This is a genomic window from Limosilactobacillus secaliphilus (assembly GCF_001437055.1).
GTDB classification, from domain to species: Bacteria; Bacillota; Bacilli; order Lactobacillales; family Lactobacillaceae; genus Limosilactobacillus; species Limosilactobacillus secaliphilus.
Genome location: NZ_JQBW01000006.1, coordinates 65145 through 81795, shown reverse-complemented (window position 1 = coordinate 81795; position 16651 = coordinate 65145). Strand labels below are relative to the sequence as shown.

At 46.5% G+C, this 16651-nt stretch carries 14 protein-coding genes; 8 read left to right on the top strand and 6 right to left on the bottom strand.

Features of this window, described 5'->3' with window-relative positions; all coding sequences use genetic code 11:
* Window positions 1–24: 24 nt before the first annotated feature.
* Window positions 25–2043, top strand: coding sequence for a KUP/HAK/KT family potassium transporter (locus IV45_RS02340; protein WP_057740344.1), 2019 nt, complete (start codon window positions 25–27; stop codon window positions 2041–2043).
* A 113-nt stretch (window positions 2044–2156) separates the two neighbouring features.
* On the opposite strand, the gene IV45_RS02335 is transcribed toward IV45_RS02340, so the two are convergent.
* Window positions 2157–3377, bottom strand: coding sequence for an MFS transporter (locus IV45_RS02335; protein WP_057740342.1), 1221 nt, complete (start codon window positions 3375–3377; stop codon window positions 2157–2159).
* Window positions 3378–3385: 8 nt separating this feature from the next.
* Window positions 3386–4753: an MFS transporter gene (locus IV45_RS02330; protein WP_057740716.1), complete on the bottom strand. Its 1368-nt coding sequence runs from the start codon at window positions 4751–4753 to the stop codon at window positions 3386–3388.
* A gap of 220 nt (window positions 4754–4973) precedes the next feature.
* Between IV45_RS02330 and IV45_RS02325 the strand changes: the two genes are divergently transcribed.
* The 5 genes from IV45_RS02325 (at window position 4974) to IV45_RS02305 (ending at window position 11059) form a co-directional block, all read left to right on the top strand.
* Entirely contained in the window at window positions 4974–5825 is an 852-nt protein-coding gene (locus tag IV45_RS02325) for a metallophosphoesterase family protein (RefSeq protein ID WP_057740339.1), read from the top strand.
* Between the two features lie 111 nt (window positions 5826–5936).
* The gene (rpsN, locus tag IV45_RS02320; protein WP_057740333.1) at window positions 5937–6206 is read left to right on the top strand and encodes a 30S ribosomal protein S14; all 270 of its coding nucleotides are present in this window, start codon (window positions 5937–5939) and stop codon (window positions 6204–6206) included.
* 99 nt (window positions 6207–6305) lie between these two features.
* Entirely contained in the window at window positions 6306–7613 is a 1308-nt protein-coding gene (locus tag IV45_RS02315; RefSeq protein WP_057740330.1) for a PTS transporter subunit EIIC, read from the top strand.
* On the top strand, window positions 7594–8487 hold the full coding sequence (locus tag IV45_RS02310) for an alpha/beta hydrolase (RefSeq protein ID WP_057740327.1): 894 nt from the start codon (window positions 7594–7596) through the stop codon (window positions 8485–8487). Before IV45_RS02315 ends, IV45_RS02310 begins: the two co-directional genes overlap by 20 nt.
* A 370-nt stretch (window positions 8488–8857) precedes the next feature.
* Window positions 8858–11059, top strand: coding sequence for a KxYKxGKxW signal peptide domain-containing protein (locus IV45_RS02305; protein WP_057740325.1), 2202 nt, complete (start codon window positions 8858–8860; stop codon window positions 11057–11059).
* On the opposite strand, the gene IV45_RS07750 is transcribed toward IV45_RS02305, so the two are convergent.
* The 3 genes from IV45_RS07750 to IV45_RS02295 all read right to left on the bottom strand — a co-directional run bounded on the left by IV45_RS07750 (window position 10945) and on the right by IV45_RS02295 (window position 15554).
* Window positions 10945–13194 carry a KxYKxGKxW signal peptide domain-containing protein gene (locus IV45_RS07750; RefSeq protein ID WP_083487243.1) on the bottom strand — a complete coding sequence of 750 codons (2250 nt, stop codon included), beginning with the start codon at window positions 13192–13194 and terminating at the stop codon, window positions 10945–10947. The genes IV45_RS02305 and IV45_RS07750 overlap by 115 nt on opposite strands.
* Window positions 13195–13288: 94 nt before the next feature.
* Entirely contained in the window at window positions 13289–14248 is a 960-nt protein-coding gene (locus IV45_RS02300; RefSeq protein ID WP_162257108.1) for an LPXTG cell wall anchor domain-containing protein, read from the bottom strand.
* Window positions 14226–15554, bottom strand: a complete 1329-nt coding sequence (locus IV45_RS02295; protein ID WP_162257107.1) for a KxYKxGKxW signal peptide domain-containing protein — start codon at window positions 15552–15554, stop codon at window positions 14226–14228. The genes IV45_RS02300 and IV45_RS02295 overlap by 23 nt, the downstream gene beginning before the upstream one ends.
* Before the next feature lie 171 nt (window positions 15555–15725).
* Here IV45_RS02295 and mazE point away from each other — a divergent pair, with 171 nt between their 5' ends.
* Together mazE and IV45_RS02285 are read left to right on the top strand one after the other, a co-directional pair.
* Entirely contained in the window at window positions 15726–15956 is a 231-nt protein-coding gene (mazE, locus tag IV45_RS02290; RefSeq protein WP_057740318.1) for a type II toxin-antitoxin system PemI/MazE family antitoxin, read from the top strand.
* Window positions 15940–16302, top strand: a complete 363-nt coding sequence (locus tag IV45_RS02285; RefSeq protein ID WP_057740316.1) for a type II toxin-antitoxin system PemK/MazF family toxin — start codon at window positions 15940–15942, stop codon at window positions 16300–16302. The genes mazE and IV45_RS02285 overlap by 17 nt, the downstream gene beginning before the upstream one ends.
* 193 nt (window positions 16303–16495) lie before the next feature.
* Here IV45_RS02285 and IV45_RS08080 read toward each other — a convergent pair.
* A partial coding sequence (locus IV45_RS08080) for an LPXTG cell wall anchor domain-containing protein (protein ID WP_202813211.1) occupies window positions 16496–16651 on the bottom strand: 156 nt, incomplete at its 5' end.

Genomic DNA, 16651 nt, shown 5'->3' with positions numbered 1-16651 from the left:
TGTATAAAAGGGGAGGGATAAAAAATGATGAACGGGCCAGCTAAAGGCAGAGCATTGATTGCTTATAGCCTGGTTGCTTTGGGGGTTGTCTATGGCGACATCGGCACGTCCCCGTTGTATGTCATGAATGCCTTAATCAACGACGCTGGCGGGACACATGCGCTCAGCAGTGAATATATTATTGGGTCGGTCTCCCTGGTGATCTGGACTTTGATGCTGATGACGACGATCAAGTATGTCTTATTGGCACTGCGGGCTGATAACCGTGGTGAAGGTGGGATCTTCGCTTTATATGCCTTGGTCCGTTCGCATGCCAAGTGGCTGATCGTGCCAGCGTTAATCGGTGGGGCCGCCTTGCTGGCCGATGGTACGTTGACACCGGCCGTGACGGTTACCACCGCCGTTGAAGGGTTGAAGGGGATCAGCTTCGGCTCGAATGTGCTGGTACATGACCAGGAGGAAGTGGTCATCATCACCTTCGCGATTTTGCTGGTCCTCTTCCTTATTCAACGTTTTGGGACCAGCACCATTGGCCGTGGCTTCGGTCCAATCATGGTCATCTGGTTTACATTTTTGGCCCTCTTCGGTTTGGTCAACCTGATCAAGGCACCATGGATCCTGAAGGCCTTATCGCCGGTTTATGGGATTGAATTGCTGTTCTCCCCATCCAACCACATGGGTGTCTTCATCCTCGGAGCCGTCTTCTTGGCGACTACTGGTGCAGAAGCCCTTTACTCCGACATGGGGCACGTCGGCCGGCGCAGCATCTATCTGACTTGGCCATTTGTTTTCATATCTTTGGTCCTCAATTATCTGGGGCAGGGGGCTTTCTTGATCCATAACCTGCCGATGACCCAGCATGGTTCGGGTTACAATCCTTTCTACCAAATGCTGCCGCACGGGGTCTACCTGTTCGGTGTGGCCATTGCAACACTGGCTGCGATCATTGCCTCGCAAGCGTTGATTACGGGTTCCTACACATTGGTTGAGGAAGCGATCGGGTTGAAGATGTTGCCACGACTCAAGGTGCACCACCCGTCACTGTCAAAGGGACAGATTTATATTCCGGCGGTTAACTGGATCCTTTGTTTCGTTACCTCCAGCATCCTGTTCTGGTTCAGAACTTCAGCCCACATGGAGGCCGCTTATGGTCTGTCCATCACGGCAACGATGCTGATGACAACTTTGCTTTTGCACGAATACATGCGTGAACACTGGGCAAAAATTTGGGCGACGAGCTTCGTCATCCTCTATGTGGCGATTGAGAGTATCTTCTTGGCCTCCAGCTTGGTTAAGTTTGCCCGCGGTGGTTACGTCACCGTTCTGATTACCGCCTTGATCCTGATTACGATGGTAGGCTGGTACTACGGCGACAACCTGCGTGACGAGATGAGTGACGAAAGCAAGTACCTGAGTCTGGCTGACTTCCGTGACAAGTTAATGCAGCTGTCGGCTGATGATACCGTGCCAATGTATGTCAGCAACCTGGTCATGATGGCCCGGATTAACCGCAACCACCTGGTCAAACGGGAAACTTTGTATTCGATTTTGGACAAGAATCCAAAGCGGGCGCGGGTCTACTGGTTCGTTACGGTTAACAATACCGACCAGCCTTACACCTGCTACTACCGCGTGGACATGATGGGCACGCGCAATATCGTCAACCTGCAGCTGTACTTGGGCTTCAAGATGGCAACGAGCGTCAACCTCTACCTGCGTCAAGTCGTTAACGAATTGATGAATCAAGGCGTGATTGACGAACAACCACAAAAATACACGACAACACCGGGACGTAAAGTTGGTGACTTCGAGTTCATCTTCTTCAAAGAACATCTGTCCCCAACGTCCATGATCCATGGCTGGCGGCGGATGCTGGTCCAACTGCGGCTCTTCTTGCAGAACCATACCTTGTCGCCGGTTCAGTTCTACGGTCTGCAATTCTCCGAGACGCGTGAGGAAATGGTGCCGATCTTCTTGAATGACCAACGGACTACGCCATTACATCAAGAGTCGGTCGAACACACGATTAAAGCCAAGAAATAAAAAAGCGCCGATGACAATTATTGCCATCAGCGAGACAGAAAAAATGGTGCCAACGTTCAGTTTGAACGTCGACACCATTTTTAATATTGATAGTCAATGTCAATTCCTAACGACTAGGCAGCTTTCTTGGTCCGCGTTGCTAGGACGATGAAGAAGTTGATGAACAGACTCGCACCCGTGACGGCGAAGACCGCTGCGTAGGAGGACAGGCCAGAAATTCCGGAACCCATCAGCGCACCAAGCACGGAACCACCGGCTTGGAATGATTGGTTATAGGAGAAGATCCGGCCGAACGCCTCTTGGGGTACGTCCAAAGTCAGGATGGTCTGAGCTGCCGGCATCAGACCAGCGTTGGTCAGGCCCAATAGGAAGCGCCAGAATGCCAGGCTCCATGGCGAACGAGTTAAGGTCATTGGCACGAAAAGGAGGGTGGCAATGACTAAACCGACCATGAGGACTTTTTCCGGCCCAATATGGTCCATGATATGACCAACTTTCGAGGCCGACAAGAGGTTCCCCAGTCCAGGTGTGGCAGCGACGACACCGGCCACAAAGGCGATGTTGCCACGGTTATGCATCATTTCCCGCACGTACAGGGAGACGATCGGGTCGATACTCATGACGGAGGCCTGAACGATCAATGTGGTGATGAACATGGCAAAGATCAGTTTGACGTTGGGGATCATGTGGATGATTTCCTTCATCGGCTTCATCTTGGTCTTCTCAATCGGTTCGAAGTGTTCCTTCGTTAAGAACCAGGTACCCAGAAAGACCAGGAACATCAGGCCCCCGGTGATGAAGAATGGAATCCGGTAGCCGAAGACGCCGGATAAGGCACCACCTAAGAGAGGACCGACCAAGTTGCCGGAAACACCCGCCGTCATCATGGCTGACATTACCCAGCCGGACCGGCGATGGGGCGTTTCACCCGCCATCAAAGCTGTGGCGTTATTAATGTAACCGGAGAAGGCTCCTTGCAAGAAGCGCATACCAATGATCATCCAGACGCTGGTCGATAAACCGGTGATGAAAATGGTGAAGGCCATCACGCCGGCAGCGCGCATGCACATCAATTTACGTCCTTTCCGGTCGGCCAAACTGCCCCAGTATGGCGAGACAATTGCTTGACTGATGAAAGTCATCGCAAAGGCTAAGCCGGAATAAATGTTTAATTCAAAGCGGGTGAAATCACCAAGTTCGTTGATGAATAAGGAAATGAAAGGCATCGTCATTGAATATCCCATTCCCGTGATGAAACAGCCTAGCCATAGGGTGATGAAGGTTTGATGCCAGCCTTTGGGCAACTGTTCATTATCGTCTGCAAGGTCGTTCATTAAATGCGTCACTCCTTTAGATGATTTTTAACTGAGAGATAGTAAATGAAGGTTATGATCATCAGGAACGTTAAACCTACCGTAACCCATAGTGACGTCCGAATACCAACAATTAGTTTCGCAGGCAGGTTGGAGATGACCACCAGCATGGTGACTGACACGGCACCGAAACATTGCCGTAGCGAGTTATTCAAAGCCGTGCCATGACTGTTTTCAGCCAGGGACAACTTGGTGAAGGCTTCTGATAGAGCCGGGCCAAAAATCATGCCGTTGCCCACCATCCGTAAAGCATAAGCAGAGGTCAATAGCCAAAGTGGCGTGTGAGCGTTGACGGTGACTAATGGGATCGAAGCCAGCAGAATCACCGTAAAGCCAGCAAACAAGGGGATCACCGGACCGTGTTCATCATAGAAATGACCAGCGATCGGGGCGACAACCGCGTTACATAAGGCGCCCGGCAGCAGGATCATCCCGGACATGAAGGATGAGACTCCCTGCACGTTTTCGGTGAAGATCGGGATCATCTGTTCCGTTCCTAACATGATCATGAAGGCGCAAATGGTCACGATGGTCATCAAACGGAAGGAAGGTTTAAGAAAGATCTGGACTTTGAGCATGGGGTTGACCAGCTTGAGTTGACGGCGGACAAAGATCGTCAGGACCAGAAGACCGCTGATCAGCATGCCAAGTCCCAGCCAAAGATTAATGGTCAACGCGGTCATACTGCCTAAAGTCAAGGCCGTCCCCAGCAGAGAGATCACCACTGATAAGATATCGATATTGATGTCACGAGGCTGGCTGTAGTTTGCGAGCTTGAAGTAACCGCAAATCCAAGCTAGAACCATGAACGGCAGCACCAGAATGAAGAGGTAACGCCAGCTCATGACTTGCAGGATCAAACCAGAAATGGTGGGGCCGATGGCGGGACCGACCGAGATGACCAGGCTGGACAGACCGAGGATCGATCCCCGTTTTTCCGGCGGGTAGATGGAGATCATGGTGGTCATTTGAAAGGACATCAGCATTCCACCAGCACAGGCTTGCACCAACCGGGCGGCCAGTAGGGTCAAAAAGTTAGTGGCAAAGCAGCCCATCACAGTGCCGACAATGAAAATGCCTAGCGTGGTCAAGAAGACGTGGCGGTTAGTGAATTTTTCGTACATATTCGAAGACAGTGGCGTCACCACGCCGATGATGAGAGTGTAGCCGGTCGTGAGCCACTGGGCCGCATTCATCGAGACATGCAGGTCCTTTTGAATAACTGGGAGGGCCGTGACCATCATCGTCTGACTCATCAAGCTGATGAAACAGGTGACCAAAAGGATGATCGTCACAATGCGCCGGGTATGAGTATCGATATTATTTGTTTGTTCCATAGATAAAAGGGTGATAACGCATGGCGGTGCCATTGGTGGTTAACCCGCGTGGTACTCTTGCACCTTTTCCCCTGACCTTTCTATTTATTTGTCAATCAACTGACAACGGGCAACCAAAAAAGTATACCAAACTAGTCTAACACAAGCTTTAACCAGATTTCTTTGAATTTCTGGACAGGCTTTCGTAAAATTGGAGTTAGAGAAAAGAGAGGACGGGATAATGGTGAAACGAATCGCGGTTTTTTCGGATGTGCATGGCAATGTGCACGCGTTTGAGGCCATGCTGGCGGATGCTAAAAAGCAGGGGATCGATGACAGCTGGTTTGTCGGTGACCTGTTAATGCCAGGACCGGGCGTCAAGACAATTTGGCAGATCTTTGACGAATTGAATCCTTCCGTCGTCGTTCGTGGTAACTGGGATGACCTGGTCGTCAACGGTGCCCGGGGCAAGATGCCACTAGTTAAACCATCGCGAGTCTATTTTGCTCGGCTAGCTCAGTATGTCGCTGAACATACCTCGAAGGATTTGATTGACCGTCTTGCGGCCTGGCCACTGCACCGGGTCTTGAAAGTCGGCAGTCTGACTTTTGGCCTGTCGCACAACCTGCCGGACTTAGATATGGGGCAGGCGCTCTTCCCAACCCAGCCAACAGAGAATTTTGACCAGTTGTTTGAAAGAGAAATGCCGGATGTTGCCATCTACGCCCATGTTCATCATGCCTTGTTGCGTTATGCCAGCGATGAACGGGTGATTCTCAATCCTGGTTCAGTTGGCGAGCCGTTCAATGGCTGGGACCGGCTGCAGAAAGACACCCGTGCCCATTATTTGATCTTGGACATCGATTCGCAGGGCATTGCCAACCTGAATTTCCGTCACGTCCCTTATGACCGGCAGGCAGAACTTGATTTGGCTAAACAATTTGGGGTTCCGTACATCTACCTCTATCAACGGACAATGGCGACCGGCCGGGTTGACACGCATAATCAGGAACTGGTTGATTCCCAGAACAAGAAGTATGGCTATGCAGAGGAATACCGCAACTACTGCCGCCATTTAGCTGACAAAAAGTAAGTCAAAATACTTGTTATCCGATCCGAAGTTCGGCATAATAAAGGGTGAATTGACCAGCAAGTGCACTTTGCTTCCTATTAACTAATGGTTTTAATAGTAGAGGAGAATTGCATGGCTAAAAAATCCAAAATTGCTAAGTTGAAACACCAAGAAGCGATGGTCGCTAAATACGCCAAGAAGCGTGCGGCTTTAAAGGCAGCCGGCGACTACATCGGTTTATCGAAACTACCCGCAAATTCATCGCCAGTTCGTTTGCATAACCGGGACCACTATGACGGTCGGCCACATGCATACATGCGCAAGTTTGGTATGTCGCGGCTGACTTTCCGGAAACTGGCACACGAGGGCAAACTGCCAGGTGTTCGCAAGGCTAGTTGGTAAATATTTATTTAAGGAAGGTTTCCATTTTTGGTGGGGCCTTCCTTTTTCATTTTGGGGTCCATATAATAGGTAAATAAGTTTATTAAAGAAGATGATGATATGTATAAGAGGCTAACCCGATATGGTCTGGCTTTTCGCCATTTGACCTTTATCCGGATTGTCAGACGGACGCTAGCCACACTATTTCCGATTGCACTGATTGGAGCCTGCTCGCGGGTCTTCCAACAGGCTTTTTTTAGTGAGGAAGGCTTTATTTACAACATTGCCTATTTTTACAACTGGATGCCGGATAAAGTGGCGAGTGCTTTCCGGATGGTCTTTACCGGTTTGTCACGGATCACTTTTGGCATGTTAGGTCTCTATGCGGCAATGGTGGCGGCCAAGTACACGGCTCGCCTGTACCACCGGGATGACCAGATGGCAGAGTTGACGGGTATTGCGGCCATGTTAATGCTGGCCTTCCGCTTTCCGCGTAGTGGTAATACCGTGCCATTCGTATGGAGCCTGTTCAGTGGCGACCTGCTCTTCATTGGTTTGCTTGTGGGCTATCTGGTGGGCCTGGCCTTTCGTTGGTTAGGCAAGCCAGTTAAGTTCACCGTTCATGAACACGTTATTACCATTCGGCGGCGGATGTACCGGGCATTAAAGATCATGCTACTAGTTATCATGCTTGCCTTGATCATTAACGGTCTGTTTAACCTGATGTCCTACTTCAATATTATCGACGTTGCCTATGGTTCCTTGCAGGATTTAAGCAACGGTGACCAACCGGCCTGGATCAAAGCTGGGTTGTCGTTTGCTGCCACTTTCCTGGAATGGTTAGGAATGAGTGGCCCGTATAACATCATGAATGCAACATCTTCGAGTGCCATTAACGCCAACCTATCCTATGTATTGACCCATAATAATTGGCATGTGCCGTATCCATTCTTGGGGACCACTATTTATAACAGTTTTTGGACCTTTGGTGGATCAGGTCTGTGCTTGGCATTGCTTTTGGCGGTAGCCATTGAAGCCCGTGCCATTGAAGACCATAAGCTGGTACGCTGGAACATTTTGCCAATCCTGTTTAACAGCAACAGCGGTTTGCTTTTTGGTGCCCCAGTTCTCCTGAACCTGTTCTTCTTTATCCCATTTGTTCTGTTGCCAGTCGTTAACATGATGCTGGCGGTTGGGGCCATTGCTTTGCATATTATTCCAACGCCGGCTTATCAAGTGCCGATTGGGACCCCAGGACCGTTAGTTGCTTTCTTAGGTACCAACGGTAATTGGATGTCGTTAATCTTCTCGTTACTCTTATTAATTATTGACGTTTGCTGCTATTTGCCATTTGTTAAGTTATCACTGAAGGTTGAAAACGAAGCACAACGCTTAGATCAGGAGGCGGATGAACATGCTGAAGCATAAAGCGAATGCTCAACAGAAGAAAACCTATCGTCTGCTGATTTTTACCACTATCTTTCTGGTTTTGCTGGCCATTCCGGCTTATTTCTGGATGCAATCGTCAACACGGCGGGCAGAGCAGTTCAAGAAGTCGCGGATGTCACCAGTGATTATGGTGCCTGGTAGTTCAGCGACCAAGGAACGTTTCAATACCTTAGTCAAAATGCTGAACGAAGATACGAAGAACAAGCATAGTCTCTTGAAGTTGGAAGTGAAGAACTCCGGGAAGATTACCTACTCAGGCAAGATCCGGAGAGGTGATCGTGAACCCATCATCGTTGTTGGCTTTGAAAATAATCACGATGGCTACAATAACATCAAGAAGCAGGCGAAGATGTTTGATAGTGCCTTCAACGAGCTGAGTGAAGAGTATAAGTTCAACAACTTCAAGGCGTTTGGCCATTCCAACGGAGGTTTGATTTGGACTTACTGGCTCGAACACTATTACAGCGATTATAAGGAACACATAACCATTAAGCGTTTAATGACAGTTGGGTCGCCGTATAACTTCAATGAAACGTCGACCAACAATAAGACCCAGATGTTCTCTGATTTTGTTGATAACCGAAGCAAGATACCTTCTAACTTGAGTGTTATTTCAGTGATCGGTACTGAAACCTATGATTCTGACGGACTGGTACCCGAAGCTAGTGTGCAGGCAGGTAAGTACATCTATCAGAAGCAAGTTAAGCACTTCACCACGATGACGGTCACCGGTGAGGATGCGGAACATTCCGACCTTCCGCAGAACAAACAGATTGTAAACTTGATAGAGCAATATATAATGGACTACCAAAACGGCAAACGTAACAACCCGCAAAACAAGCCTAAAAACTAGTAGGACGCGTGATAGCAGGCGATAAATGAAAATATTTGTTAAATTATTTTTTCTTAATGAACATCTCATCTTCACAAAATCTGTAGGCCACAGAGCGTGGTAAAAATTTCGGATGGGCGAGGTGAGAATGCACTCCTGGCAAGGATCTGAGAAATTGCTTGATTTTTTTCGAACAATACGTTCCATCATTCAGAAAACAATAAAAATTGTGATCGATCTATTAAGATTTGACGGGATGTCAGTGGTAATTGTTAAGAAATCTTGAAAATTTGACCGAAGTGCATTACTATAATGTCAGTTCAAATGTTAAACATGTTTGACTAATTATTTCTTTATTATTTGGAGTTTTTTTACCACGGCAAATAGTAAAATGCATTTCAAAATGTATAAGTCTGGTAAGAACTGGATGGTAGCTGGTTTGATGACTACCGCCGTTCTGGCCGGCTTAACATTAGGCAACGTGAATGCTACTGAAGCTCACGCCGATGTTAATACACCTGTTGCTACTAGTACTGCTGCTCAACCACAAAAAGTTTCTCAAGCAGAATACAATGCTCAAAGTCAAAAGGTTGCTGAAGACGCTGCTGCAGTTGCTAACCAACAAAAGAATGTTAATGCTGCTCAAAACGCTCTTGATACCGCTATGGGTAACACTTCTGCTGCCAAAGCTGTTAACTCTGCTTCTACTGCATTCTCCAACGCTCACTCCGACTATGTAGTTGCATCTAGCAATGCTGGTGTAGCTTACCGTGCATACCACAGTGCTTCTAATGCTGTTGATAACGCAGCAGTCAGTCGTGGTGGTCGTCCAACTGACAAGAACATGTACGATCAGTGGAACAGAGCTGATTCCGCAGCTTACGCTAAGTTACAGCAAAGTGTTGCTGATGAACAAGCTAAGTTAGCTCAGGCTCAGAAGGATCAAGCAACTACTGAAGCTGCTGTTAAGTCTGCAAGCCTCCACTACAAGGAATTACAGGCTAATGTAAAGTCAGCTCAAGAAAAGTTACAAGCTGATACCCGCGCTAATGCAAGTCACTCAGTACTTGACGATGATAACTATGCATTAGACCATGCTCGTCGTGCACGTAACCTTTATGATGTAACGTTACGTCATGCACGTAAGGCTCACACTGATGCTGATCAAGCTGCTTTCTTTGCTTACAATGCTCTGCACAGCACTAATGGTCTTTTAGATCAACTGAAGAACCTTGAAGGCCACAAGACTGCTCATGACCGTTACGCTAAGTTATTAGCTACTCTTGACCAAGCAAAGGCCGCATACCAAGATGCTCTTCGGCTTCGTGATGATGCAAAACAAGTTGCTGAAACTGCATTTAACGCATACTCCGACGCTCGGGTTGATAACCTGATGCCTGCTAGTCGTGCTGAAGTTGATGCATTCAATGCTAAAGCACATGCTGCACAAGCTCAGATTACCCGCTTGAATCGTAAGCCATCAGTACAAGCTGTTGCTACTGAAGAACGTGATGTCAAGGGTGACCAAAGCTGGTTAAGTCGTAAACAAGCTGACTTGAAGAAGAACCAAGCTTACTTGGATAACGCTACTGCTAAGTTAGATGCTGCTAAGGCAGCACTGGCTGCTGCAACTACTGATGCAGAAAAGACATTAGCACAAGGCGACGTTGATTTCTGGACTAGAAAACAGGGTGAATACCAACGTTTTGTTAATGGCGACAAGGCCGAAGTTAAGAAGGCTGAAGAAGGTATCCAATATCACCAAGACAAGTTAGCTAAGGCTAAGGCAGATCCTGACTACATCGCTACTGAAGCTAAGATTGCTGAACTTAACCAAGTAGTTGAAGATGCCCACATCGCACAGCAAAACTACGCTGACTTCCAAGAAAGCAAAGCAAACCTGACTGAATTGCAGAACAGATTAAACGCTGCAAATCAAAGTCTTTCTGCATTGACTGACATTTACAATCGTGACAAGGGTGTTCTTGACAACATGGTTGTAAATGGCCAGACTCCAGTTGTTGAAAACGGTACCTTTGGTAATGTAACCCTGGGTCATGGTGAACAGTTACCAGCTAACCCAACCTTCAACCCTGAACATCACGCTGCTACGGTTGCTGTTTTAGGCTCCAAGGTTGTTGCCGCCACTGAAGGCACCACTGGTGTTAAAGCTGAATGGGACAACTACGCTGAAGCTCAACAGATGGTTGCTGATGCACGTGCAGAAGCTAACAAGACTGGTCACGCTGTTGTAGTTAACATTCCTGCTCACTACAATGACTTCCATGGTACTGTTAAGGTTACGGTTCTGCCAGATGTTACGAACCCTAACACTGATCAGCCATCTGACAACAACCAAGGTTCAACCACTGAAAATACCAACAAGATCGAAGGCAGCTTCACTGGTGTTAAGAATGGTGAACACTTTGTAAACGGCAAGAAGGTATCCGCTGCTCAATACAACGCATACGTTGCCGCTCACAAGGGCGCTGTTAAGAAGAGTGCTGCTAAGGCTGCTGCCAAGAAGTTACCAGTTTGTGGTAAGGCGTTCTTCTTGACGTTCTTAGTAGCAGCCTTAGCAGCACTTGGGTGAGCGGCAACGTATGCCTTGTATTGAGCAGCAGATACTTGTTGACCCTTTACAAAGTACTTGCCACCCTTTTCACCAGTAAAGCTAGCTTCACCCTTGTTAGTGTTTTCAGTGGTTGAACCTTGGTTGCCTTGGGCAGGTTGGTCAGGGTTAGTAGTAACGTTGTTCAGAACCGTTACAGGAACTTCCTTAACAACCGTCTGGCCATTGGAAAGCTTGTAAGTAGCGCTGATGTAGATAACCTTGGATGCTTGGTTAGCAGCCTTCAGTTCAGCTTGTGCTTGAGCAGCGTCGTAGCCGTCAGTCCACTTGCTGGATACGATGGTAACTCCATCAGTAGTACCTTCAGAAGCGGCGTTTACGTGACCGTTTACGAAGCTAACAGTAGCACTCAGACTAGCAACATCGCCACCTGGGGTAACAATTAATTGATGACCGTATTTAACTTCAACAGCAGATGGGTTAACCGTGTAACTAGGCGTAGCAGGCTTCTCACCAGTCAGACTGTTGTAGTAAGCAACTGCCTTGTTGTAAGCTTCTTGAGCAGCGGCTTGGTTAGCCTTTGCTTCAGTCAGTGCGTTTTGAGCAACGGCTGCAGCTAACATAGGATTCTTGTTGTTGTTGAATTCCTTCAACAATTCTTGGTAAGCACTTTCATCAGCGTTGTACTTGTCAACCCATTGTTGAAGTGTACCGTTACTGGTAGTAGCAGCTAATTTAGCAGCCATAGTGCTTTGAGCATTCTCCAAGTTCGTCTGAGCGGCACGCAAAGTAGAATCAAGACTGTCAAGGTCAGCTTGTGCGTCGTCAACAGCAGTTTGAGCTTCAGCAACCTTTGCATTAGCAGCAGCAGCTTCAGCTGTACCTGCAGTAGTCTTGCTCAATACTTCTTGAGCATCCGTTAAAGTCTTCTTAGCATTGGCCAATGCTTCAACAGCAGCTGGACGTGCAGCGGTCAAATCAGCAACATGCTTTTGAGAAGTCTGAGCCTGTGCAGAAGCAGCACTGTAGGCAGTCCAATTAGTATTAGCATGCATCTGGTTCTCATCATTTTGTGCAACAGCAGAAGCAGCATTTACTTGATCATGAGTAGGAACACCATAAAGATCACGGTCAGCACGAAGTGTACTCTTGGCACTATTTAATGCAGTAAGTGCATTCTGGAAGTTGGTCTGTGCAGCACTTTCAGCAGTACGTGCAGCTTCAAGAGCAGCAGCGGTTTCGTTAATCTTGTCTAAGTACTTTTGACCTGCTGCAGCATTATCAGCATGAGCCTTAGCGTCATGCTTGTAGAATGATAATTGCTTTTTAGCAGTCTTGTAGTTGGATTCAGCTACTTCTAATGTACGGTATGCACCAGTAGCGTAATTTCTACTTGGAGTAGATGCGTGGCCAAGTGATTTTTTCAAGCTGCGCTTACCAGCCCAAAGCTGCTTGTAGACACCAAGTTGCCCTTTCAGATTTGCAGGAGTAGTAGCAGCACCTGTAATCATGGCATCAGTACCACCGGCAGCAATGAACTGGTGGTACATGTTATCAATACGCTTCTGTAATGCGTTAATTTGATCCTTGATACTGTTGACAGTTGCAGTAGCAGCATCAACAGCAGCAGATGCACTAGCCATTGCTTCAGAAGCAGCAGTTGCAGAAGCAGCTTGTTGACTAGCTAAACTGTTTTCATGTGCTACAGCAGAAGCAGTGATACCAGCACTTGAAGCATCAGAAACCGCACCACGATGAGCACGACGAGCCTTAGTAGTAGCACTAGTTGCATTACTAAGGACGTTAGAAGCACTAGTCACAGCGTTAAATGCTGAATCAACGTTAGCAGAATCTTGAGCGATTACAGCAACGTTTGAGTTAGCACTAGCAGCCTTAGCAACATCATTTTGTGCACTGTTCAAAGCAGCATTTGCATTGCTTAAAGCAGCGCTCTTAGCAACAACGTTATCTGAAGCAGCACTGATTTGTGCAGAAGTTGCAGGAGTCTTTTGAGCAGCAGCTGCAACAGGTGTATTAACATCGGCGTGAGCTTCAGTAGCATTCACGTTGCCTAATGTTAAGCCGGCCAGAACGGCGGTAGTCATCAAACCAGCTACCATCCAGTTCTTACCAGACTTATACATTTTGAAATGCATTTTACTATTTTCCAGTGTATAAGAAAAACGCCATGGTTTTCACCATGACGTCTTTCTATATTAGGCGGTAATTCCTAATTTAAGTTTATTTAAATTAGAATTCACGCTTCTTAGCAGCTAAGCCTAAGCCGAGCATGCCAGACAGAGCACCTAATGCTACAACGGCAGCAGAGTTGTTACCAGTTTGTGGTAACTTCTTAGCAGTAGCCTTAGTAGCGGCGTTCTTCTTAGCGGTTGCCTTAACAGCACTTGGGTGAGCAGCAACGTATTCCTTGTATTGGTAAGCAGATACCTGTTGACCCTTTACAAAGTACTTGCCATCCTTTTCGCCAGTGAAGCTGCCTTGACCCTCGTTGTTGTCAGTGGTCTGACCTTCGTCAGGGTTAGTAGTAACGTTGTTCAGAACCGTTACAGGAACATCAGCCTTGACAGTTGAACCATCAGAAAGCGTGTAAGTAGCACTGATGTAAATAACCTTAGATGCTTGGTTAGCAGCCTTCAGTTCAGCCTGTGCCTTAGCAACTTGTGCTTGAGCAGCGTCGTAACCATTGGTCCATTCGCTGGATACAACACTAACCTTTTGAGTGTTGCCTTCAACGGCAGCAATGGCTTTCCCATTTACAACACTAACAGCAGCAGCGTTACCCTTTGGCTGAACTGTCACATTAGTAGATGGGTTCTTGCCAATCGTGTGATCTGGCTGAACAGTTTCACCGCCTGGAGTAACCGTGTAACTAGCAGCTGGTTGTTCGCCTTCCATAGCTGCTAACTTAGCTTGTTCACGAGCCAAAGTGTTCTTTAATGCGGTAAGGACATTATTTGCATTATCGTAGGCAGCTTGAAGAGGTGCAACTAAAGCAGCAGCTGATTTAGCGTCCTCGAAGTTTTGCTTAGCTTCTTTGTAAGCGTCAATAAGTCCTTGACGGTAGACAATATCAGCACTCAGCTTCTGGTAACGATCAGTAGTTTGTGTAGACTTGACCTGACCATTCCAGTATTCAACTTGCTCCTGTTCCTTAGCAAGATTTTGCTTAGCAGTTTTTAGCAGTTTCAAGAGCAGTGTTTGCAGCATGCAAATTGCGTTGCCAACTGCCAGTTAATGATTTTGCATTGTTAAGAAGAGTTAAATTAAGAGAAGTCTTGTTGGCATCGTATTTAGCTTGGGCTGCCTTTTGCTGTGTTTCAGCCTGGTCTAATTGATCAGCAGCAACAGCAACATCTGACTCAGCTTTAGCTACAGCGCTTTGAGCTTGGCCTTCCTTAATAGCAGCTTCAGAAGCATATTTAACTGCATCGCCGTAATAAGTTTGATCTGCAGTGCGTAATGCATTAATTTCGGTCTTGTCACTGTTAATCTTACGTGGTGCACCCATTGCGTCATGACGCATCTTCTTTAAGCCATTAGAATCTGGTAAGTTGTATGCGTCACGTACAGCAGAAATATTGTCCAGTGCATTGTAAGCAATGACGCTAGCATCAGAAGCAGCATCGGAAGCAGCAACATATGCATTATGAGCTTTTTGAGCAGCTTCTTGCAGAGCAGGAATTGAGTCGACCAATGCCTTGTTCTTGATTAAATTGTGTGGGGTGCCATCAGCTAAATTAGCCTTACCGTTCAATTTAGCATTTGCTGAACTAATAATGCCTTTATCAGTACTAATTGTCTTCTGAATAGCGTCAAGGTCATTGAAAGCCTTTTCGGAATTAAGCTTGAGAGCCTTGTATTCTTCACTATGATGATCAATAGTGCTATGAAGAGCTTTTTCGTATGCATCATGGGCAAGATTCCAAGCAGTCTCAGCATCAGGTAATTGAGCTTGAGCTTCGTCTAATTCCTTTTGAGTGTTTGCAACCAGATTAGTTAAGTAGTCATAAGCTGCTGACCCTTTACTCTTCCAGAAACCATGCTGAAGGTTAGTAGCACCCTTCAATTCTTTAGCTGCTTTTTGAGAGTTTTGTGAAGCAGAACCCATAGCCTGTCGAGCACTTTCTGCGTTCTTTTCAGCTGCAGACCATTGAGCCTCAGCACCTGAAACAGCAGCTGATGCTGAATTCAAGTTTTGTGCACTTGCGAGAGCGGAGCTTGCTGAAGCTACAACTGCTGTTTGTGAATTAACAGCAGTTGCAGCACTATTAACAACAGTTTGTTGAGACTGTACTTCAGCAGAAGTTGCAGAAGTCTTTTGTGCAGCAGCTACTGGCGTGTTGTTAACAGCAGCGTGTGCTTCAGTAGTATTGACGTTACCTAAGGTCAAGCCGGCCAGAACGGCAGTGGTCATCAAACCAGCAACCATCCAGTTTTTGCCGGACTTGTACATCTTAAAATGTAATGTACTATTTTCCAGAGAAAAATGAGTCAAATTGATGTATATGTCAATTAAAATTGTGGCTTATCTGGAATTTTGAATAGTTGTATAAATTTGACAACTTATTTTTTGCGAAAAGTGTTCATTAAGTTGAAACGCTAAATGGTTGTTAATGATTAATTTTTAATATAATATATATTTAAAATATATAAGGAGGCGGCTTTCATGGCAGTTAAAATTCGCAAAGTTGGGACTTCAAATGTTTTGACGGTTCCAAAATCAATTAAGCCGACGGACCAAGAATATAATGTTTATTCTGGCCGCAATGGTGCGATTGTTTACATGCCAAAGCGGAAGAATCCTTTTGAAGATAATGAATACATCAAGCAGCATCGTTTTAACGGTGATCAAACTGGTTTTGTTGAAGGAGACGTAGCCAATGACGAACTCCTTTAACAATCAGTATTTGCCACAGCGACAAGACTTAATTTGGATCAACTTTCGCCCATCAGTTGGCTCTGAAATTCGTGGGCGCCATCCTGCACTGGTGCTGAGTTCTCCAGGCTATAGCGAAATGACTGGTTTAGTAATGGTCATGCCAATTACGCACGCATCCAACAATCGTTTGCGTGACTTCTTTATACCGCTGCATGCCCAAAAGCTAGAGGGATATATCAATCCTTTGCAGGTGTTTACTTTTAGCATAAAGGGACGGCAAGCTGAATTTAGCGGCGAGATTTGTAGTGATCAGGACTGGGCAGCCGCTCTCCAGGTTCATCAACAAATCCTAGGCATTGATTAAAATTTCACATAAAAAAGCCTAATTGCTAGATAAGTAGCTATCTAGCAACTAGGCTTTTCTGCGTTATGATGCCCATATAATAGACCTGATGTGCTTGCAAATTTACATTCTCTTTAAACAACAAAAGACGCCATGGTTTTCACCATGACGTCTTTCTATATTAGGCGGTAATTCCTAATTTAAATGGTTCAAATTAGAATTCACGCTTCTTAGCAGCTAAGCCTAAGCCAAGCATGCCAGACAGAGCACCTAATGCTACAACGGCAGCAGAGTTGTTACCAGTTTGTGGTAAAGCGCTCTTCTTGGTATTCTTAGCAGCAGCCTTAACAGTGCTCTTCTTAGCAGCGTT